The 19,574-nt window shown below is 61.3% G+C and carries 21 protein-coding genes; 8 read left to right on the forward strand and 13 right to left on the reverse strand.

Features of this window, described 5'->3' with window-relative positions; all coding sequences use genetic code 11:
• Positions 1–62: 62 nt before the first annotated feature.
• From QCE79_RS04465 to QCE79_RS04475, 3 genes are all read left to right on the forward strand, one after another.
• Positions 63–320, forward strand: a complete 258-nt coding sequence (locus QCE79_RS04465) for a DUF3311 domain-containing protein (RefSeq protein ID WP_244827500.1) — start codon at positions 63–65, stop codon at positions 318–320.
• Positions 320–1,870, forward strand: a complete 1,551-nt coding sequence (gene mctP, locus QCE79_RS04470; protein WP_244827999.1) for a monocarboxylate uptake permease MctP — start codon at positions 320–322, stop codon at positions 1,868–1,870. The genes QCE79_RS04465 and mctP overlap by 1 nt, the downstream gene beginning before the upstream one ends.
• Positions 1,871–1,959: 89 nt before the next feature.
• Positions 1,960–3,048, forward strand: a complete 1,089-nt coding sequence (locus QCE79_RS04475) for an FUSC family protein (protein WP_250492088.1) — start codon at positions 1,960–1,962, stop codon at positions 3,046–3,048.
• Between the two features lie 34 nt (positions 3,049–3,082).
• On the opposite strand, the gene QCE79_RS04480 is transcribed toward QCE79_RS04475, so the two are convergent.
• The 7 genes from QCE79_RS04480 to QCE79_RS04510 form a co-directional block, all read right to left on the reverse strand.
• A complete protein-coding gene (locus QCE79_RS04480; RefSeq protein ID WP_309842166.1) occupies positions 3,083–3,517 on the reverse strand; it encodes a VOC family protein in 435 nt (144 codons plus the stop codon).
• A 199-nt stretch (positions 3,518–3,716) separates the two neighbouring features.
• On the reverse strand, positions 3,717–4,670 hold the full coding sequence (tal, locus tag QCE79_RS04485) for a transaldolase (RefSeq protein ID WP_244827503.1): 954 nt from the start codon (positions 4,668–4,670) through the stop codon (positions 3,717–3,719).
• A 210-nt stretch (positions 4,671–4,880) separates the two neighbouring features.
• The gene (locus QCE79_RS04490; protein ID WP_250464169.1) at positions 4,881–5,186 is read right to left on the reverse strand and encodes an energy transducer TonB; all 306 of its coding nucleotides are present in this window, start codon (positions 5,184–5,186) and stop codon (positions 4,881–4,883) included.
• Position 5,187: 1 nt separating this feature from the next.
• Entirely contained in the window at positions 5,188–6,390 is a 1,203-nt protein-coding gene (locus tag QCE79_RS04495) for a benzoate/H(+) symporter BenE family transporter (protein WP_250508804.1), read from the reverse strand.
• Positions 6,391–6,403: 13 nt separating this feature from the next.
• Positions 6,404–7,579 (reverse strand): VWA domain-containing protein, encoded by a 1,176-nt coding sequence (locus QCE79_RS04500; protein WP_244827506.1) that lies wholly within the window; start codon positions 7,577–7,579, stop codon positions 6,404–6,406.
• 25 nt (positions 7,580–7,604) lie between these two features.
• Positions 7,605–8,195 (reverse strand): GNAT family protein, encoded by a 591-nt coding sequence (locus tag QCE79_RS04505; RefSeq protein WP_309842171.1) that lies wholly within the window; start codon positions 8,193–8,195, stop codon positions 7,605–7,607.
• Positions 8,196–8,217: 22 nt separating this feature from the next.
• On the reverse strand, positions 8,218–9,060 hold the full coding sequence (locus QCE79_RS04510; RefSeq protein WP_244827508.1) for a MoxR family ATPase: 843 nt from the start codon (positions 9,058–9,060) through the stop codon (positions 8,218–8,220).
• 397 nt (positions 9,061–9,457) lie between these two features.
• Between QCE79_RS04510 and QCE79_RS04515 the strand changes: the two genes are divergently transcribed.
• Together QCE79_RS04515 and QCE79_RS04520 are read left to right on the forward strand one after the other, a co-directional pair.
• Positions 9,458–9,823 (forward strand): c-type cytochrome, encoded by a 366-nt coding sequence (locus QCE79_RS04515; RefSeq protein WP_061121774.1) that lies wholly within the window; start codon positions 9,458–9,460, stop codon positions 9,821–9,823.
• 96 nt (positions 9,824–9,919) lie between these two features.
• Entirely contained in the window at positions 9,920–10,300 is a 381-nt protein-coding gene (locus tag QCE79_RS04520) for a c-type cytochrome (protein ID WP_244827509.1), read from the forward strand.
• Positions 10,301–10,396: 96 nt separating this feature from the next.
• On the opposite strand, the gene QCE79_RS04525 is transcribed toward QCE79_RS04520, so the two are convergent.
• From QCE79_RS04525 to rsxB, 3 genes are all read right to left on the reverse strand, one after another.
• A complete protein-coding gene (locus QCE79_RS04525; protein ID WP_250464171.1) occupies positions 10,397–10,828 on the reverse strand; it encodes a DUF1841 family protein in 432 nt (143 codons plus the stop codon).
• 101 nt (positions 10,829–10,929) lie between these two features.
• Positions 10,930–11,574: an endonuclease III gene (gene nth / locus QCE79_RS04530; RefSeq protein WP_244827511.1), complete on the reverse strand. Its 645-nt coding sequence runs from the start codon at positions 11,572–11,574 to the stop codon at positions 10,930–10,932.
• Positions 11,571–12,491 (reverse strand): electron transport complex subunit RsxB, encoded by a 921-nt coding sequence (gene rsxB, locus QCE79_RS04535; protein ID WP_404989022.1) that lies wholly within the window; start codon positions 12,489–12,491, stop codon positions 11,571–11,573. Before rsxB ends, nth begins: the two co-directional genes overlap by 4 nt.
• 261 nt (positions 12,492–12,752) lie before the next feature.
• Here rsxB and QCE79_RS04540 point away from each other — a divergent pair, with 261 nt between their 5' ends.
• Complete coding sequence (locus QCE79_RS04540) at positions 12,753–13,385, forward strand: TetR family transcriptional regulator (protein ID WP_244828000.1); 633 nt, start codon at positions 12,753–12,755, stop codon at positions 13,383–13,385.
• 112 nt (positions 13,386–13,497) lie between these two features.
• Here the strand turns inward: QCE79_RS04540 and QCE79_RS04545 are convergent, their stop codons facing one another.
• On the reverse strand, positions 13,498–14,769 hold the full coding sequence (locus QCE79_RS04545) for a polyhydroxyalkanoate depolymerase (RefSeq protein ID WP_309842181.1): 1,272 nt from the start codon (positions 14,767–14,769) through the stop codon (positions 13,498–13,500).
• 347 nt (positions 14,770–15,116) lie between these two features.
• A complete protein-coding gene (locus tag QCE79_RS04550; protein ID WP_309842184.1) occupies positions 15,117–16,991 on the reverse strand; it encodes a glycoside hydrolase family 15 protein in 1,875 nt (624 codons plus the stop codon).
• Positions 16,992–17,387: 396 nt separating this feature from the next.
• On the opposite strand from QCE79_RS04550, the gene QCE79_RS04555 reads away from it, so the two are divergent.
• A complete protein-coding gene (locus QCE79_RS04555; protein ID WP_309842186.1) occupies positions 17,388–17,636 on the forward strand; it encodes a hypothetical protein in 249 nt (82 codons plus the stop codon).
• 65 nt (positions 17,637–17,701) lie between these two features.
• Here QCE79_RS04555 and QCE79_RS04560 read toward each other — a convergent pair whose 3' ends face one another.
• Positions 17,702–17,854 (reverse strand): DUF3096 domain-containing protein, encoded by a 153-nt coding sequence (locus QCE79_RS04560; RefSeq protein ID WP_244827516.1) that lies wholly within the window; start codon positions 17,852–17,854, stop codon positions 17,702–17,704.
• A gap of 170 nt (positions 17,855–18,024) precedes the next feature.
• Here QCE79_RS04560 and QCE79_RS04565 point away from each other — a divergent pair, with 170 nt between their 5' ends.
• Positions 18,025–19,368 carry a lactonase family protein gene (locus QCE79_RS04565; protein ID WP_309842188.1) on the forward strand — a complete coding sequence of 448 codons (1,344 nt, stop codon included), beginning with the start codon at positions 18,025–18,027 and terminating at the stop codon, positions 19,366–19,368.
• Positions 19,369–19,574 lie beyond the last annotated feature (206 nt).

Here is a 19,574-nt window from a genome sequence, read left to right on the forward strand (position 1 = left end):
CGACCGACCGTCCTCGCCTGGCCGCGTCCAAAGCGAATGCTCAAAACAATAGGGAGACCGTCATGGCTCACGAAGCTGCGACCGGCACAGGACAACCACGCAACAAGCATTGGCTCTGGCTTCTGATCCTTCCGTGGATCGGCGTGGTTTGGGTGCCGTTTTACAACAAGATCGAGCCGGTTCTGTGGGGCTTTCCGTTTTTTTACTGGTATCAGTTGCTGTGGGTGCTGATCAGCGCGGTCATCACGGCCGTCGTCTATAAGAAGACCAAGGCGCTGTCCTCGGGTCGTGCCACGCCCCGACAAGGAGCCCCGCGATGATGAATCTCACCGCGACTTTCGTCTTCGTCCTGTTCTTCGTCGGCGTGACGATTCTCGGCTTCATCGCCGCGCACTGGCGCAAGGGCGATCTCGGCCAGCTCGACGAATGGGGCTTGGGCGGCCGGCGCTTCGGAACCGTCGTCACGTGGTTCCTGCTCGGCGGCGATCTCTACACCGCGTACACCTTCGTGGCCGTGCCGGCGCTCGTGTTCGGCGCGGGCGCGACGGGCTTCTTCGCGCTGCCTTACACCATCCTGATCTATCCGTTCGCCTTCGTCGTGTTTCCGAAGCTGTGGAGTATCGCGAAGCGGCACGGCTACGTAACCGCCGCCGACTTCGTGCATGCACGATACAACAGCCGCATGCTCGCGCTGGCGATCGCCGTGACGGGTATCGTCGCGACCATGCCGTATATCGCGTTGCAACTCGTGGGCATCGAAGTGGTGATCGGCGCGCTCGGCTTTTCGACGCAAGGGTTGCTCGGCGACATGCCGCTCATCATCGCGTTCGCGATTCTCGCGGCCTACACGTACACCTCGGGCCTGCGCGCGCCCGCCATGATCGCCGTGGTGAAGGACGTCCTGATCTACATCACCATCATCGCCGCGATGATCATCATTCCCGCGCAGCTCGGCGGCTTCGGGCACATCTTCGGGGTCGTGCCGCCCGCCAAGCTGCTCTTGAAGGCGCCCGATACCGCGAGCCTCAACGGCTACAGCGCGTACGCGACGCTCGCGGTGGGTTCGGCGCTCGCGCTGTTCCTGTATCCGCACTCGGTGACGGCGATTCTTTCGTCGAACTCGGGCAACACCATTCGCCGCAACATGGCACTGTTGCCCGCGTACTCGCTCGTGCTCGGGCTGCTCGCGCTGCTCGGCTACATGGCGCTTGCCTCGGGCGTGAAGGACATGCCGGAATACGCGTCGTACTTCAAGGCCTATGGCGCGAACTTCGCCGTGCCGGCGCTCTTTCTGCATTACTTCCCGTCGTGGTTCGTAGGCGTGGCGTTCGCGGCCATCGGCATCGGCGCGCTGGTGCCCGCGGCGATCATGTCGATCGCGGCGGCCAACCTCTACACGCGCAATGTGCATCGCGAGTTCGTCAACCGGTCGATGACGCCCGAGCAAGAAACCAACGTCGCCAAGCTCGTCTCGCTGATCGTGAAAGTGGGCGCGGTGGTGTTCATTCTCGCGCTGCCGCTCACTTATGCCATCCAGTTGCAACTGCTCGGCGGCATCTGGATCATCCAGACGCTTCCCGCGCTCGTGCTCGGTCTCTATACGCGCGTGCTGGATCATCGCGGTCTGCTGATCGGCTGGGCGGTGGGTATCGGCACGGGTACGTGGATGGCCGTGTCGCTGCAGCTCAAGGGCTCGATCTTCACGGTGCATATGTTCGGCTACGCCGTGCCGGGCTATGCGGCGGTGTGGGCGTTGATCGTCAATCTCGTGGTGTCCATCGTCGTGAGCCTGCTGGTACGCGCGCTCGGCCTCAAACGTTCGGATGACCGTACGCGTCCGGAAGATTATCTGGACATCGTGGAAGGTTGATCGCGCGATTTCTCCGCGTTTGATACCCTGAACGCCCGTAACCGCCTTCCGGCTGTTGCGGGCGTTTCGACTTCGGACCACGAGCGACCATGCCCTTACAGACTTCCGTGTCACCCCGGCGCATGCAGGCAAGGCGGCTCATGCACGGGCTCGCTTCGCCGTATTTTCGATACCGGCATGCGAACGTGATCCACGCGGTGCGCGTCGCGCTCGGCATGGCAACCTCGTTTCTGGTGACGACCGGCATCAACGTGCCGCATGGCGTGTGGGCGTCGGTGTCGCTGCTGGTCGTGATCGGCGGCTTGCAGCACTACGGCAATATCCGCAAGAAAGCCGTCGAACGGGCACTGGGTACGGCGCTCGGCGCGGGCATCGGCCTCTTTCTGATCCTCGTGCATGCGCTGTTCGGCTCGCTCCTGCTGTTTTTCTTTCTAATGTCCCTGTTCGCGGGCGCGTGCGCCTACTACGCAATTGGCAAGGCGGGCTATGTCGCGCTGCTGACCGCGATCACAATGGTCATCGTCTCCGGTCATGGCGATCTTTCCTTCGATGTCGGGCTGTGGCGCACGGCCAATGTGATGATCGGCATTGCCATCGCGCTGGCGTTCTCGTTCGTGCTGCCGCAGTACGCAACGTATTCGTGGCGCTATCGGCTGGCGGACAACCTGCGCGAATGCGCGCGGCTTTACGGCGCATTGCTCGATGGCAAGCCGCTGTTGCCCGAGGAAACCACGCGGCGCTTTCTCGCGATGAGCCAGCGTCTCGTGCAGGCGCGCGGCTTGATGGAATCGGTCGCAAAGGAAACACATGTGCCAATTGCGCGGCTAGAGGAGATTCAGCGCCTGCATCGTTCGATCCTGGCGGCACTGGAAATGCTGGCTTCGTCGGCGGTGGAGAATTTCGGCATCGACTGCACGCCGCGTGAGCAGGAGGCGCGGCACAAGCTGCTGCGCATGTCGCGCGCGCTGCGTTTCGGGCGCGTGGGTCTTTTGCACCGAAGCGTGGACCTGACCGTATTCACGCCGATGCCAGGAGAAGCGAACGAAAGGGATTTATCGACGCAGGGCATGCACTGGCTCGCCATGCGTTTTGCGGAGCAGGTGGAACGCCTGCGCTTGCGACTGAGTGAGATCGAGCGGCAGTGGAACATAGAAGGCGCACGGCCGCTCAACGATTGACTGTGCTCGTCTCGCGCCTTCAGTGAGCGGGCTGTCACGCCTGCGCGGGTGCTTCCTCGGTGGTATTGACCACGTTGATGAGCCAGGGCACGCCAAAACGATCCTTCAGCATGCCGAAGCCTGCCGTGAAGAACGTGGCCTGCCACGGGGTCAGCACTTCGCCGCCTTCGACGAGCTGGTTGAACATGCGTTCGCCGGAAGCCGCGTCGTCGGCGGCGATGGACAGCGTGAAGCCCTGATAAGCCTTCGACGGCTGACCGAACTGGCCGTCCGACACCATGATGGCGTTAGGTCCCACGCTGAAGAGCGCGTGCATGACCTTGTCCTGCCATTCGCGCGGAACGCTCGCGCTGTCGGGCGTGTCGCGAAAGCGGATCAGCGCATGAATCTCCGCGCCGAGTGCGGTTTGGTAGAGAGCGAGCGCGTCCGCGCAGTCGCCGTTGAAGAACACATAAGTATCGAGTTGCATGACTGACTTTTTAAGCTCTTACGTTTTGCCTCAGAGCCTCGCAGTCTATTGCAACGCGCGTTTATGGAAACTGGGAAAAGGTCAATTTAGGTCAAAATAAACGGGAATAGTGCGTTTACAGAAACACTGACCCATGACAACAAAATGGCGCAGTGTGAGTGCGCCATTTTGTTGTACTGCATGCGGGGAAGCGCCCGGCTTATTGAAGCGCGGTAATCAGCTTTTCGAGCTTTATTGCATCGGCAGCGAACGCGCGGATACCTTCCGCGAGTTTTTCGGTGGCCATGGCGTCGTCGTTGACGAGGAAGCGGAAGGTCGGCTCATCGACGCTGATCTTCTCGACGTTCTCGTTCTTGACCGAATCCGCGGAGAGCTTGCGCTCCACCTTCTCGTCGCTGTCGGCGAGTTTCTTCAGGAGATCGGGGCTGATGGTCAAGAGATCGCAACCCGCGAGTTCCGTGATCTGGCTCACCGTGCGGAAACTCGCGCCCATGACTTCCGTCTTGTAGCCAAACTTCTTGTAGTACGCGTAGATGCGGCGCACCGACTGCACGCCCGGATCGTTCGCGCCGCCCATTTTCGCTTCGTCCCATTCGGCGCCCGCCGACTTCTTGTACCAGTCGTAGATGCGGCCGACGAACGGCGAGATCAGTTGCGCACCGGCTTCCGCGCACGCGACGGCTTGCGCCAGCGAGAACAAGAGCGTCATGTTGCAGTGGATGCCTTCCTTTTGCAGCACCTCGGCCGCGCGGATTCCTTCCCACGTGGACGCCAGCTTGATCAGCACGCGGTCCTTCGAGATGCCCGCTGCGTCGTACAGCTTGATGATTTCGTGTGCCTTGTCGATTGAGCCTTTGGTGTCGAACGAAAGGCGTGCGTCGACTTCGGTCGATACGCGGCCCGGAATGATCTTCAGAATCTCGGTGCCGAACGCGACGAGCAGATTGTCGATGATCTGACCCATCGGCTTGTCCTTGTGCTCCTTGACGGTCTTCTCGAGCAGCGGCTTGTAGTCGTCCTTCTGCACGGCCTTCAGGATCAGCGACGGATTGGTCGTGGCGTCCTGCGGCTTGAACGCGACGAATTGCTGGAAGTCGCCGGTATCGGCGACGACGGTGGTGTATTGCTTGAGCTGGTCGAGAGCGGATGTCATGTCGAGTTGTCGGCGCAATGCGCCTTGTCAATTGCGGTGGCCCGCGGTTTGCCCTTGAACGCGACGCCGCATGCGATGCTTCGGCTGCGGCGCGCCCCTGATTTCTCACTTCATCATTCTAGTCCCGCGCACGGGTTTCACGCTTGAAAGCGCGCACGCGGCATGCCCGGCTTCGACCGGAGCTGCACGGCACGGTTCCTTACAGCGCGGTCACTCGATGCTGTACGCCAGCTCGTGCCAGCGCCGCACCGTGCCTGAACCGATCTGCCCGCGTGGAAAGCGCATGGCGCGTACTTCCTTGAGGGCGCGCGCGTCCTTGGCCGTATCGCCGCAACTTTTTTTGAGCACGACATCCTGGACGGTGCCGGTGTCGTCGAGCAGGACGCGAACGATCGTCTTGCGCTTTGTCGCGCCGGCGGAGATGCCGCGCGCCAGTAATTTGTCGATCAGAGACATGACGGTGATGCAGAAGTAGTTGCAATGTCTCGGCCAGATAATGCCGGCCGATACCGTCATTTTAGGCGCTCGGCCGGCGCGCATTAAGGATCAGATGCGTCACGACGCCCGCGATTAAACCCCAGAATGCGGAGCCGATCGACAGCAGGGTCAGCCCGGAAGCCGTCACCATGAACGTGACGAGCGCCGGCTCGCGCTGGCGCACGTCGTGCATGGCGTTGGCGAGTCCGCTCATGATCGAACCGAAAAGCGCGAGCGCCGCGACCGAAACGACCAGCGCTTTCGGGAACGCCGCGAACAGCGCCGCAATGGTCGCACCGAACGTGCCCGCGACGAGATAGAAGACGCCGCACCAGACCGCCGCCGTATAACGCTTGTCGCGATTTTCATGCGCTTCGCGGCCGGTGCAGATGGCGGCCGTGATCGCCGCGAGATTGACGCCGTGCGAGCCGAACGGCGCGAGCAGCAAGGAAGCGATGCCGGTAGTCGAAATGAGCGGCGCGGAAGGCGTGTCGTAGCCGTCGGCGCGCAAGACGGCGATGCCTGGCACGTTTTGCGAGGCCATCGCCACGATGAAGAGCGGAATGCCGATGCTCACGATTGCCGAGACGGAGAACGACGGCATCGTGAAAACGGGGTGTGCGAGCGCCACATGGAAGCGCGAAAAGTCGAGCAGTCCGAGCGAACCCGCGACGGCGATTCCGGCGATGAGCGTCGCCGGAATGGCGTAACGCGGCGCCAGGCGCTTGGCGATGAGGTACGTGAAGAACATCACTAGCACGAGCGCCGTCTGCATTTGCGCCGCTCGAAAAATCTCGATGCCGATTTCGAACAGAATGCCCGCAAGCAAGGCTGCGGCGATGCCCGACGGAATGCGCTTCATGAGCGTGTCGAACCAGCCCGTCACGCCGACCGCGGTCAGGAGCACCGCGCACACGATGAACGCCCCGATCGCCTCGCCATACGCCACGTTCGGCAGCGACGAGATGAGCAAGGCCGCGCCCGGCGTCGACCACGCGACGACGATAGGCGCGCGATAGCGCAGCGACAAGCCGATCGTGCACAGCGCCATGCCGATGGAAAGCGCCCAGATCCACGACGAAATTTGCGCGTCCGACAGATGCGCGGCCTGGCCCGCCTGGAACATCAGCACGAGCGAACTGGTGTAGCCGGTCATCATCGCGACGAAGCCGGCGACGATGGCGGAAAGGGAGGTATCGGCAAGCGGACGAAGCGGGGCGGGCGTGGAGGAAGAGACGTTCATGCGTGGTGGATGGTTATTTGGACAGCGCGCGCATCGCGCTTTCGAGGCCTGCCATGGTGAGCGCGTACATGCGGTTGCCGAGGACATGGCGGATCGCGGAAACGGACTGGCGATATTCCCACAGCCGCTCGGGCTCCGGGTTCAGCCACGCATGATGCGGGAACTGATCGGCAAGACGCCGCAGCCACACCGCGCCGGCTTCGGCGTTGTTGTATTCGACCGAGCCGCCCGGTTGCAGCACTTCGTAGGGACTCATGGTGGCGTCGCCGACGAAGATCAGCTTGTAGTCCGGCGTGAATTTATGCAGCACGTCGAAGGTCGGCGTGCGTTCGGCATGCCGGCGCCGATTGTTTTTCCACAGATAGTCGTACACACAGTTGTGGAAGTAAAAGAACTCGAGATGCTTGAACTCGGCCTTCGCCGCCGAAAAAAGCTCTTCGACGCGCTTGATGTGATCGTCCATGGAGCCGCCGACATCGAGCAGCATCAGCACTTTCACTTTGTTGTGGCGCTCCGGCACCATCTTCAGATCGAGCCAGCCGGCGTTGGCTGCCGTGCTGCGAATGGTGTCGGGCAAATCGAGTTCGTCCGCGGCGCCTTCGCGCGCGAAGCGGCGCAAGCGTCGCAAGGCGACCTTGATGTTGCGCGTGCCGATTTCCACCTGATCGTCGTAATCGGCATAGGCGCGCTCGTTCCACACCTTGACCGCGCTGCGCTCGCCGGGCGAATCGCCGCCAATGCGGATGCCTTCCGGGTTGTATCCGCCATGTCCGAATGGCGACGTGCCGCCCGTGCCGATCCACTTGTTGCCGCCTTCGTGGCGGTCCTTTTGCTCGTCGAGCAGTTCCTTCAGGCGCTCCATCAGTTTATCGATGCCGCCCATTGCCTCGATGCGCTTTTTCTCTTCCGGCGTGAAATCGCGTTCGAGCCGCTTCTTGAGCCAGTCGAGCGGAACCTCGAAGGCTTCGTCGGGCAACTCGGTGATGCCATGAAAGTACGCGCCGAACGCGCGGTCGAACTTGTCGAAGTACTTCTCGTCCTTGACGAGCGCCATGCGCGCGAGGAAATAGAACTCGTCGAGCGAGGGCGAGATGACCTGGGCCTTCAGCGCTTCGAGCAAGGTCAGGTATTCCTTGACCGAGACGGGCAGCTTCGCGTCGCGCAGCGAGTAGAAAAAGTCGATCAGCATGGCGCGCTCTCCATAGCGAGGTGAATCAGCGGTCGAGCCGATGCTTCAGATGCGCGCGCACCGCGGGCCATTCCGACTGAATGATCGAGAACACGACGGTATCGCGCAACACGCCGTCGCGTCCTATCTGATGGTTGCGCAGAATGCCGTCCTGCTTCGCGCCAAGCCCCGCAATGGCTGCACGCGAGCGGTGATTCATGAAATGCGTGCGGAACTCGACGGCGATGGCATCGAGCCTTTCGAAGGCATGCGTGAGCAAGAGCAGCTTGGCTTCGGTGTTGAGCGCGGTGCGCTGCATGCGCTTTGCATACCACGTATGGCCGATTTCCAGCCGCCGATGCGTTTCGTCGACCGCGAAATAGCGCGTGGAACCGACGACATCGCCAGTCTTCGCATCGATCACCGCGAAGGGATGCGCGCCAAGACGGTCGCGCATGTCGAGCGCCGTATCGATATATGCGCGCGTCTTGTCGGGCGACGGCACGAAGGTGTACCAGAGTTTCCACAACTCGCCGTCGGAAGCAGCGGCCGTGAGCGCGGCTTCGTGTTCGACGGTGAGCGGCACGAGCTTGACGTGCTCGCCTTCGAGCGTGACGGGTTCGATCCAGCGGCTCATGCGTGCTTTTTCCAGGGCTTGGTTAGCGGTTGTTGCGGTTCATGAACAGAAGCCGCTCGAATAGCGCGACGTCCTGTTCGTTCTTCAGAAGCGCGCCGTGCAGCGGCGGCACGATCTGCTTTTGATCAGTCGAGCGCAGCGCTTCAGGCGGGATGTCGTCGGCGAGAAGCAGCTTCAGCCAGTCGAGCAGTTCGGAGGTGGACGGCTTTTTCTTCAGGCCCGACACGTTGCGCAGTTCGAAGAAGCTCTGCATCGCGGCGGCGAGCAACTCCTGCTTGATGTCTGGGTAATGCACTTCGACGATTTCTTTCATCGTCTGCGCATCCGGGAACTTGATGTAGTGGAAGAAGCAGCGGCGCAGGAACGCGTCGGGCAGTTCCTTCTCATTGTTCGACGTGATGATGACGAGCGGGCGATGCCGCGCCTTCACGAGTTCCCGCGTCTCGTAGACATAGAACTCCATGCGGTCGAGTTCGCGCAGCAGGTCGTTCGGAAACTCGATATCGGCCTTGTCGATCTCATCGATCAGGAGCACCGTCTGTCGATCCGCTTCGAAGGCCTGCCACAGCACGCCCTTGACGATGTAGTTGCGGATGTCTTTCACGCGCTCGTCGCCGAGTTGCGAGTCGCGCAGGCGCGAGACGGCGTCGTATTCGTAGAGGCCTTGCTGGGCCTTGGTGGTCGACTTGATATGCCATTGCAGGAGCGGCATGCCGAGCGCGCTTGCCACTTCCTCGGCAAGCATGGTCTTGCCGGTGCCGGGTTCACCCTTGATGAGGAGCGGGCGTTGCAGCGTCACCGCGGCGTTCACCGCGAGTTTGAGGTCGTCGGTCGCGACGTATTGCGATGAGCCTTCGAAACGCATGACGAAGTCCGGTGAGGAAAAAAATCCCAGTATAAGTCAGAAGACCTTTTGGCATCGGGGCTTGCCGGGGTATCGTGTGAGCCGCTTCAGGCACGCCGGAGCACGCGCGCCGGACCTGCATCCGAAGTCGGGCGAAGTCAATCGGAATGTTTGTGCAGGGACCAATTGTCGCAGGCGGGTGGGCTGCTTTTCAGCCGATTCCCCTTGTCAGCAGGGCTTTCGCGCGATCTCCCCTTGTGGACGGTGGGGAGGTCGCGCGGTACAATTAGCCCGATTTTTTTGGCCTGCGTGGCTAAATAGCGAAAACAGTCCCGAGAAGGTTGTGATGCGCTCGGCGCGGCCTTGGCCCCAGGCGGTAGAAGCGCGCCGGATTTCCCCTCATGCTAGGTTAGAAGCTATGAACAATTTTGTCGGCAAATGTGCCGTGATTGCAGCGCTGTCGGGTCTTGCCGGCTTCGCGACCCAGGCGTCGGCCGACGTCGTGGGCAACGCAAAGGCCGCTGAGGGCAAGGTCGCGATGTGCATCGGCTGCCACGGCATACCCGGCTATCGCACGGCGTATCCCGAAGTTTATGAAGTGCCCATGCTCGGCGGTCAGAACGCGCAGTACATCGCCAATGCGCTGCATGCCTACAAGAAGGGCGACCGCCACTTCGACACCATGCGCGCCATCGCGACTACCTTGTCCGATCAGGACATCGCCGATATTGCCGCGTACTACGCCGCGCAAACTCCCCAATCGAAGAACAATCCCGACAAGTGATCCGTGCTTTTTAGCGTTTGACTCGATGCGACGCGCGCGCACTCATGCGCCGACGTTGATACGGCAATCCGGTATTGCATGGACACAGGAGAATTCATGATGCCCTCTCAGGCACTCCACACAAGCTTCAAGGCGGCATGCGCGGCAGCGGCGCTCATCGGCATGGCGGCGTTGAATGTTGCGCACGCGGCGGACGTCGGCAACGGCAAGGCACTGTCCGAGAGCCACAATTGCTCGGCCTGCCACGGCCCCAACCTCAACAAACCAGTGAGCGGCGAGTATCCGCGTCTCGCGGGTCAGCACGCGAGCTATATCTACTGGGCGCTACGGCAGTATCAGATTGGCGGCGGAAATCCGAATTTCGGCCGCAACAACGCCATCATGGCGGCGCAGGTGCAGAACCTGTCGCAGAGCGACCTGAAGGATCTCGCGGCTTATATCGAATCGCTCGATGGCAACCTCGTGCTGAAGAAGTAAGCGCGCTTCGGTTCGTTCGCATCAAACGAAACACCCCGCATTGAGCGGGGTGTTTTGCTTTGTCGCGCGGCTTCGAAGATGTTTAGTCCGGCGAAGTTAGTCCTTTGAAGCTCGACGCTCGATGAGCGCGAGATATGCGTCAGTATCTGGCGGCGTGTTGCTGCGCTGCGCTTCCCAGATCACCTGCCCGAGGCATTCCATGATGGCGTGCTGCGCCTCGTGCGTGGAACCGAGCCGCGCGGCCAGTCGCTCGTGCGCTCGACGAATGCCAGGCGGCTGATCGATCGACAACTGTTCGGTGATCGCAAGATGCATCGACAGATGCAGAAACGGGTTGCTCTGGCCGCGATCGGGTGAATAGTCCGCGCCTTGTGCTTCAGGATCGATGAGCGCGTCGTGATATTCCGGATGCTCGCGCATCCAGTCGGCGGCCATGCTTTCGAGCGGCGTGAGAATCTCGCTCGCGCGCTCCTTGCGCCAGGTTTCGGTGAAGAACTGACGAACTTCGTCGCGGCTAGGGTTGAACATAAGGTATTGATTCGATTGCGGGATTCAGACCGCTATTGTAGAGCTAGGGGCAGGAGTTCTGCTTGAGCGCTGGGGCAATTGGCGCTTGGCTGCCCGGCGATTCAAACCACCGGCGCCGGCGTCTTCGGCCGATATTCGCAAAGCGGCTCGATCGCGCAATGCCAGCACTCCGGCACGCGCGCCTTGCAGACGTATCGCCCATGCAGGATCAGCCAGTGATGCGCGTGCTGCAAAAATTCAACCGGGACATACTTCTCCAGCGCGGTTTCGACCGCGCGCACGTCTTTGCCCGGCGCCAGTCCCGTCCGATTGGCGACGCGAAAGATATGCGTGTCGACGGCAATGGTCGCTTGCCCGAACGCAATATTCAGCACGACATTCGCTGTCTTGCGTCCGACGCCTGGCAGCGCTTCGAGCGCCTCGCGATTGTCGGGCACTTCGCCGCCGTGTTGCTCGATCAACATCCGGCACGTCGCGATCACGTTCTTCGCCTTGGTCCGATACAGCCCGATCGTGCGGATATAGTCCGTCACGCCTTCCTCGCCGAGCGCAAGCACTTTCCCAGGCGTGTTGGCGACGGGGAACATCTTGCGCATCGCCTTGTTGACGGAGACATCGGTGGCTTGCGCCGAAAGCATCACGGCGATCAACAGTTCGAATGGCGTCGTGTATTCGAGCTCCGTCTTCGGTTCCGGGTCGATGCTTTGCAACGTTTCGAAGATGGCGCGGCGCTTTTTGGCGTTCATCGTGAGTTAGGGGGATCGTTGTTCGCGTCTTCCTGCATGGCGAGCCGCCGGCGGCGCTCCTCGGCGGCATCGATCTGCGCTTGCACGGCGGGGCTCACGTTGTCCGTGTTCTTCGGGCCGGTGCCTGCGTGCGCCATCTCTTCCTTCTTCTTGCGTGCGCGGTCGAGCGCGGCCTGAATGATCGCGCGTTTCCTGGCTTCGGGGTCGTCGGCTTGCGCGGCGGCGCTTGCGGCTGCTTCAGGCTGTGCGGAAGATGCCGCCGCTTGCGCCCGACGTGCCGATGCACGCGCTTCGGCCGCCGCGCGCTCACGTTCGTCGCGCGCCACGCGCCGGTCGTGACGCTCGCGCGCCGCGTCGGCTTCCGGTTGAGACCACGCATTCCAGCCGGTGGCGTCGCCGGTCACGGGAATCATCGTGATGCAATCGACGGGGCAGGGCGGCACGCATAGATCGCAACCCGTGCACAGTTCGGGAATGACCGTATGCATCTGTTTCGCCGCACCGACGATTGCATCGACAGGGCACGCCTGCATGCAAAGCGTGCAACCGATGCACACGTTCTCGTCGATCACGGCAACGGGACGCGGACGTTCAACGCCATGCGTGGTGTCGAGCGCAATCACGGGCTTGTCGAGCAATCGAGCGAGCCGCGCGATGCCTTGTGCGCCGCCTGGCGGGCACTGGTTGTAGTTTGCATCGCCCGCGGCGATGGCTTCCGCATAAGGCCGGCAGGCGGGATAGCCGCACTTGGTGCACTGGGTCTGCGGCAGCAAATCTTCAATGCGCTCGGCGAGCGTCTTTGAAACGATAACGGTCACGAAGGGGTCGCGATATGGCTTGGGGAGTCGAGGCAGGGAGGAGCGCAAGAACGGCTCGACCACAATCAAACACGTATGACGGTTGCTCGCTGCCTGCATTCGGCGCGCTTATTCCGCTTTTGACGACGGTACGCGCTCGGGTTTAGGCGTCATTATCGCCGAAGTCGCAAATAGTCGTGCTGCGAACGCTTAATCCCAATTGCCAATGACGTGGCGATGTGCGCATAATCAAAGCGCTTTACCGTTTGACCGCAGGACGGTGTTCCCCAATAACCATGGGCAGCGCCCGTTCACGTCATGTACCCAAACGCGGGCCGCGTGACGCTCATCCGGACAACGCGGCTCCTGAATCATGCCACCATGAATCAGCCGAAAATCAAAAGAGATCCTGAAGGCACCCGTCGCCGTATCCTGCTGGCTGCTGCAGAAGAGTTTGCAGCGGGAGGACTGTTCGGCGCGCGCGTCGATCAGATCGCGCGCCGGGCCGAAACCAATGAACGCATGCTCTATTACTACTTCGGCAGTAAAGAGCAGCTTTTCACGGCAGTGCTGGAGCACGCCCTCGGCTCGCTGGTGGAAGCCGAGCGCACGCTCGACCTCGACGGCGTGGCGCCCATCGAGGCCATCACGCGCCTTGCCCATTTTGTCTGGGATTACTACCGCGATCATCCGGAATTGCTGAGGCTGATCAACAATGAAAACCTGCACGAGGCGAAATACATCAAGAGCTCGAATCGCACGCGCGAACTGATCTCGCCCATGCTCGAAACGGTCACCGCAATTCTGGATCGCGGCCAGAAAGCGGGGCTTTTTCGAAACGATGTCGACCCGTTGAAGTTCTATATCACGCTGTCGGGGCTCGGCTACTACATCGTATCGAATCGATTTACGCTCGAAGCCACATTTGGACTCGACTTTAGCGAAACGTCGCAGCGCGAACAAATGGTGCGGATGAATACGGAATTGCTGCTGGCGTTTTTGACGCGTCGTTAATCGTCTGACACGCGGGCAATAAAAAAGTCGCGCCTGGAAACAGGCGCGACTTTTCGTCTTTTACGGAACCGGTTCTATGAACCGGCGCGTAGTCGAACTCGGTCACTGAATCTCAGGCCGGCACGGCTTCCTTCTTCGGCGCCTTGTCGTGTTCGAGAATGAACTCGCGCAGTTGCGGATACACCATCGTGCGCCAGCGGCGTCCGGAGAAGATGCCGTAGTGACCAGCTTTTTCCGCCGTGAAGTGCCGCTGATTCTGCGCGGGAATGCCCGTGCAGAGATCGTGCGCGGCGCGTGTCTGACCGCTGCCGGAGATGTCGTCCAGTTCGCCTTCAATGGTGAACAGGGCCGTCGCCGTGATGTCTTGCGGGCGCACGCGCTCGCCGTTCACGTCCCACGTGCCATCGGCAAGACGGAACTCCTGGAACACGATACGGATGGTCTCCAGGTAATACTCGGCGGCCATGTCGAGCACGGCGTTGTACTCGTCGTAGAAACGGCGATGCTGCTCGGCGTCGTCGTCGTCCCCGCGAAGGAGGTTCTGATAGAAGTCCCAGTGCGCGGTAAGGTGGCGCTCCGGATTCATCGCGACGAATCCCGCATGCTGCAAAAAGCCCGGATACACCTTGCGGCCCACGCCCGGATAATTCGCCGGCACCGTATAGATGACGTTGTTCTCGAACCACTCGTAAGAGTGCTCGTTGGCGAGCGAATTGACCGATGTCGGGCTGCGGCGCGCGTCGATCGGGCCGCCCATCATGGTCATGGTGCGCGGCGTGTCCTCGCCGCGGCTCGCCATCAGCGAAATGGCGGCAAGCACCGGCACGGTCGGCTGACACACCGAAATGACATGCAGGTCCTTCGCACCGATATGGCGGATGAACTCCTGAATGTATTCGACGTAATCGTCCAGATGGAACGCGCCATTTTCGACCGGCACCATGCGCGCGTCCAACCAGTCGGTGATGTACACCTTATGGTCTTGCAAAAGCGTGTTCACGGTGTCGCGCAAGAGCGTTGAATGGTGCCCGGAAAGCGGCGCGCACACCAGCACGATAGGCTCGTCCTTCAGCTTGGTGACGGTGGCGCTGTCGTCGGCGAAGCGCTTGAAGCGCAGCAGACGGCAAAACGGCTTTTCAACAACCGTCTGCTCGACGATCGGGATGTTATGGCCGTCCTTCACGATCTGGTGAATGTCGAACTGCGGCTTTTCGTAGTCTTTGCCGAGCCGGTACAGCAATTCGTAGCCGGCGGCAAAACGGCTCGCGCCGGGAACATAGGAAAGCGGGCTCGCCGGATTCACAAACGACTTCGATGCGGCCTGGGCCCAGGCGGTGAGGGGCGACAACATGGCCCGCTGAACTTCGTGGATTTGGTAGAGCATGGTTGCCCCGTGAAAAACCGGTCTGCGTGTCGATCCCGGCAAGACTTCCGGCGATCAGGCTCAACGACGCTCGATAATCCCCGCGTGCGGCGGGCTGTCGCCGCACGCGAGGCACTGTCTCTTCCCTTACTACTAACGTCTGATGCTTGATACTGGGCAACTTCTGGGCATTTAACGACACGCCCGGTTCGGAGCTTGAGCCGAAGCAGAATTTTCTGCGCAACAAACGCACGATTCCACTAAACGGTTAAAAATACCAGCTTTTGCTTCGCTACGCGCAACAGTTAAATTTTGTGCGTTGCACCAATCTTAACTGCATGGCATTCGTATTCCAAACACGACTTTGCCTATTTCTTGGCCATCGCGGCTTCCAGTGCTGGATTTGCCTTGAGATTCCCGTCTTTCGAGTCACCAGCAGGTTGACCCGTCGCTTCGGCCATCTCTTCTTCGTGCCGCATCAGATTCATGCCGGTGTGCACCAGCGCCACGTGCGTGAACGCCTGCGGAAAGTTGCCAACCATGCGCTTCGCTATCGTGTCGTACTCCTCGGCCAGAAGGCCTACGTCGTTGGCGAGGCTGGCGAGACGCTCGAACATCTGATGCGCCTCATCGAGCCGTCCTTGCAGCGCGAGGTTGTCGACCAGCCAAAAGCTACAAGCCAGAAACGTGCCTTCTCCAGGCGGCAGACCATCGGCGACTTCGGTCGTGTGATAGCGCTTGACCAGCCCATCGTGCGTCAGAGTGGTTTCGATTGCATGTACGGTTCCGGCCACTCGCGGATCATCGGGCGGCAAAAAGCCGAGCAATGGGATCAAAAGAAGGCTCGCATCGAGCGCATCGCCGTCATACGTCTGCGTGAACGAATTGATTTGCGGATTCCAGCTTCTCGCGCAGACGGCGGCATGCACGCGCGCGCGCATCTCGCGCCAATGATCCACCGGACCTTCCAGATCGAACTTTTCCGCCGATTGAATAGCGCGGTCGTAGGCCACCCACGCCATCACCTTGGAGAACGTGAAGTGCTTGCGGCCGCCGCGCACTTCCCAGATGCCTTCGTCGGGCATCTCCCAGACGGTGTCCAGGTGCTGAAGCATGGCGCACTGGATCGACCATGCGGTTTCGTCGCTTTGCAGGCCACCGACGCGCGCGAGATGCAACGCGTTCATCACTTCGCCATAGACGTCGAGCTGCAACTGATTGACCGCGCCATTGCCGATGCGCACCGGTTGTGCGCCTTCGTAGCCCGGCAGCCAGGGAATCTCGTATTCGGGCAGACGCCGCTCGCCCGCGATGCCGTACATGATCTGCACCTGATCGGGCGAACCCGCCATCACGCGGCCCAGCCACGCGCGCCAGGCGCGGGCTTCGTCGTAGTAGCCGCCGCGCATCATCGCGAGCAGCGTGATGGTCGCGTCGCGCAGCCAGCAATAGCGATAATCCCAGTTGCGCGTGCCACCGAGCTGTTCGGGTAGCGACGTTGTCGGCGCGGCAACGATGCCACCGGTCGGCTCATACGCCAGCGCCTTGAGCGTAATGAGCGAACGGCGTATGGCGCTGGCCCACTTACCCTTGAGTTCACTTTGGCTAGACCATTCGCGCCAGTAATTTTCGGTGCGTGCGAGTTGCGTGTGCGGATCGTGCGCGGGCGGCAGCCGCAAATGCGATTGCGAATAGCACAGCGAAAAGGGCACGCGTTCGCCCGCGCCAACGTCGAAGTACGCGGTCGTGCGCATGTTCTCGCCGACGAGATCCACGGGCGTGCGCAGCACGGCGAGGTCGGGACCGGCAATCGCGCGAATGCCGCTTGCGTCGGGCAGGCGGCTGACCCACGGAATCGCCGAGCCGTAGTCGAAGCGCAGCACCAGTTCCATCTTCATGCGCACCGAGCCGCGTTTGCCCACGACGATGCGCACCAGTTCCGAATGACCGTTGCGCGAAGGCATGAAGTCGACGATCGTCACCGCGCCATCGGGCGTCTCGAAGTCGGTTTCGAGGATCAGCGTGTCTTCGCGATAACGACGCCGGATGACCGGCGCTTTACCGTCGGGCATTTCCGGCGCGAGCAGCCATCGGCCATGTTCGGGTGTGCCGAGCAACGCCGAAAAACACGAGGCTGAGTCGAAGCGCGGCCAGCAGAGCCAGTCTACGGAACCGTCACGGGAAATAAGTGCTGCGGTGTGGCCGTCGCCGACCATGGCGTAATCTTCGATCAATGCTGGCATGCGGACATCTTCCTGCTGGCGGCGCCCAAGAGCGCCGAGGGTTGGAATGAGAACGACACAGACATGTAAGACGCAAAACGCAAACCCTTGGTCTGGCCGCATTCTGCCGCATTCGTTCACGGTGAGCAGGAAACCGGGCGAACGCTCCTCTATCGCGGCGGCAACGGCGCGTCCCGCAGGGCTGGCGGAAACGCCCGCGTGACTCGCCGATGAAAGCTTGCCGGAACGATCGGCCAATGTTTAAATGAAGTCTTACGAACGGCCTTCAGGTCGCGTCGTTCAACTGCGCGTCGGGGCCATGTCGCGCTGTCATCGAACCTTCTTTCGCACCACGGTCTCACGCTTCGCACGTCGCATACCGGTTCATCACTTCGTGATTTCGGGGAACAGGACACCATGCACAATCCGTCGAAAGCTGACTGCATCGCCATTCTTTCCGCAGCAAGCCGGTTGAGCGAGCCCGACACTTTGCTCGCGCTCGATCCCGGGCATCTCGGTTTGTCGCGCAACGCGATGGAAACCGCCGCTGTCTTTCTCACCGAGCGCGGCTGCTTCAGCGGCTATTCCTTCGACGCGGCGGGCGTCGCGGTAGGCGCGCTGTCCCTGCAAGGCCGCTTGCGGCTGGATCAACTCGCCAACGGTTGAAACGCGAAGACTTTCGCGTCCAGTCCTAGGACATGCGCGCGGTTCAAGCCGCGCGCATGCGTTCGTCAGAAATGCGCCGAGCCCATGCCGAATAGCCCGATCAGTCCAATCACGATCAGATAGATCGCGACGATGAAGTTCAGCAGTCGCGGCATCACGAGGATGAGAATCCCGGCGATCAGCGACACCAGCGGCCCAAGGCTTACGTGAATGTTCATCGCAGCAACTCCTTTTTGTTGTTGGTTCGAATGGTTGGGTTTAGCCTGTTGCGGTTTGCCCGGTGGCACGGTGGGAGCAAAACTTGCTCGCGCCACGCCAGCCAGACGATGCCGCAGCCGTTCGCGCATCGCCCTCGATAACAAGCATCAGAAGACGATGAGGAGCTTTCATGCACCCGAGCCATCCGTTGCCGGAACGGTTGTCCGCCGTCGCGGCGAGACGCACGTCGCAAGTGCCGCGCCCGCTACAGAATACGCTCACGAGTTCGCTCTTGGCTTCATTCGAGCCGCGTAGGTGGGCCCGGGGTTTCGCGTTGATCCTGTCGATCGCGGCCACGCATGCCGTGGCGCAGACGCCCGCAAGCGCGACGCCGGCCGCGGGCGCCAGTGGCGCTGCGGTTTCATCGGGCGGCGAGGTGCTCGATCTGCTCATCGGCACTTACACGGGCGGCGGCAAGAGCGAAGGCATCTATGTTTATCGCTTCGATACCGGCAATGGCGAGCTGACGCGCGTCGCGTCGGCGCAGACGGTGAACCCGTCGTATCTCGTCGTGAGTCGCGATCACAATTACGTGTATGCCGTAAACGAACTGCCCGGCGACAACGGCCCGGCTTCGCAACGCGGCGGCATCAGCGCGTTTCGCTTCGACCGCGCAACCGGCCAGTTGAGCTTTTTGAACCGCGTGTCGGCGGATGGCAACGACCCGTGTTACCTCGCGCTCTCGCCGGATGGCAAATATTTGCTGACAGCCAATTACTCGGTGGCGGCCAATCCCGGCGGCAGCTTCGCGGTGTTTCCGATCAACGCCGATGGTCACGTCGGCACCTCCGTGCTGACGGTGCATCACGAAGGCAACGGGCCCGTGAAAGGGCGGCAGGACAACTCGCACGTTCACTCGACCGTGTTCTCGCCCGATGGCAAATATCTCTTCACGCAAGACCTGGGCGTCGACAAGGTGTTCGCGTACCGCTACACGCCCGATGGCAGCCGCGGCCTGTTCGGTCCGACCGATGCGCGTTACACGCCGATCAAGGCTGGTTCGGGCCCACGGCATCTGATTTTCGATGCCAGCGGCAAGCATGCTTATCTCACGACCGAAATGAACGCGTCGGTGCTCGTCTTTAACTATCGCGACGGCAAACTCAGCGAAACGCAGAGCGTGCCGATGACCGCGCCCGGCTTCAAAGGCAAGATCGGCGGCGGCGCGGTGCATCTGTCGCCCGATGGACGCTTTCTGTATGCGACCAATCGTGGCGACGCGAACGAGCTCGTCGCGTTCGCGGTCGATCCGAACAACGGCCATCTCAAGCTCTTGAAACGATATCCGACGCTCGGCAAGACGCCGCGTGAGTTCGCGATCGACCCGAGCGGGCGCTGGCTCATCGTCGGAAATCAGGACAGCGACAGCGCGTTCTTCTTCCGGCGCGATCCGGCATCGGGCGAACTGGCATCGGACCCGAAGCGGCTTTCTATCGGCTCGCCGGTCGATTTCAAGTTCGTCTCGCCGTCTTGAGAAGTTTGCGCGGTGTCGTTGTCGATCGCGGCAATGGTCCGTTCCAGACTTTCGTCACGTGACCGCGACGCGAAGCCGTGACGGTTTCATCTCTGTGCACGGTCTTCGCGCTTCTCATGCGGCCCGTGCAACCGATGGCCACGGCGGCGTTGTGTTCTTCCGGGGCCGCCACGAGTTCTAGTACGATGCTGCGTCGGCTCGCGCAG

Origin of the sequence: Caballeronia sp. LZ003 (assembly GCF_031451465.1) — a bacterium.
Classification (GTDB): domain Bacteria; phylum Pseudomonadota; class Gammaproteobacteria; order Burkholderiales; family Burkholderiaceae; genus Caballeronia.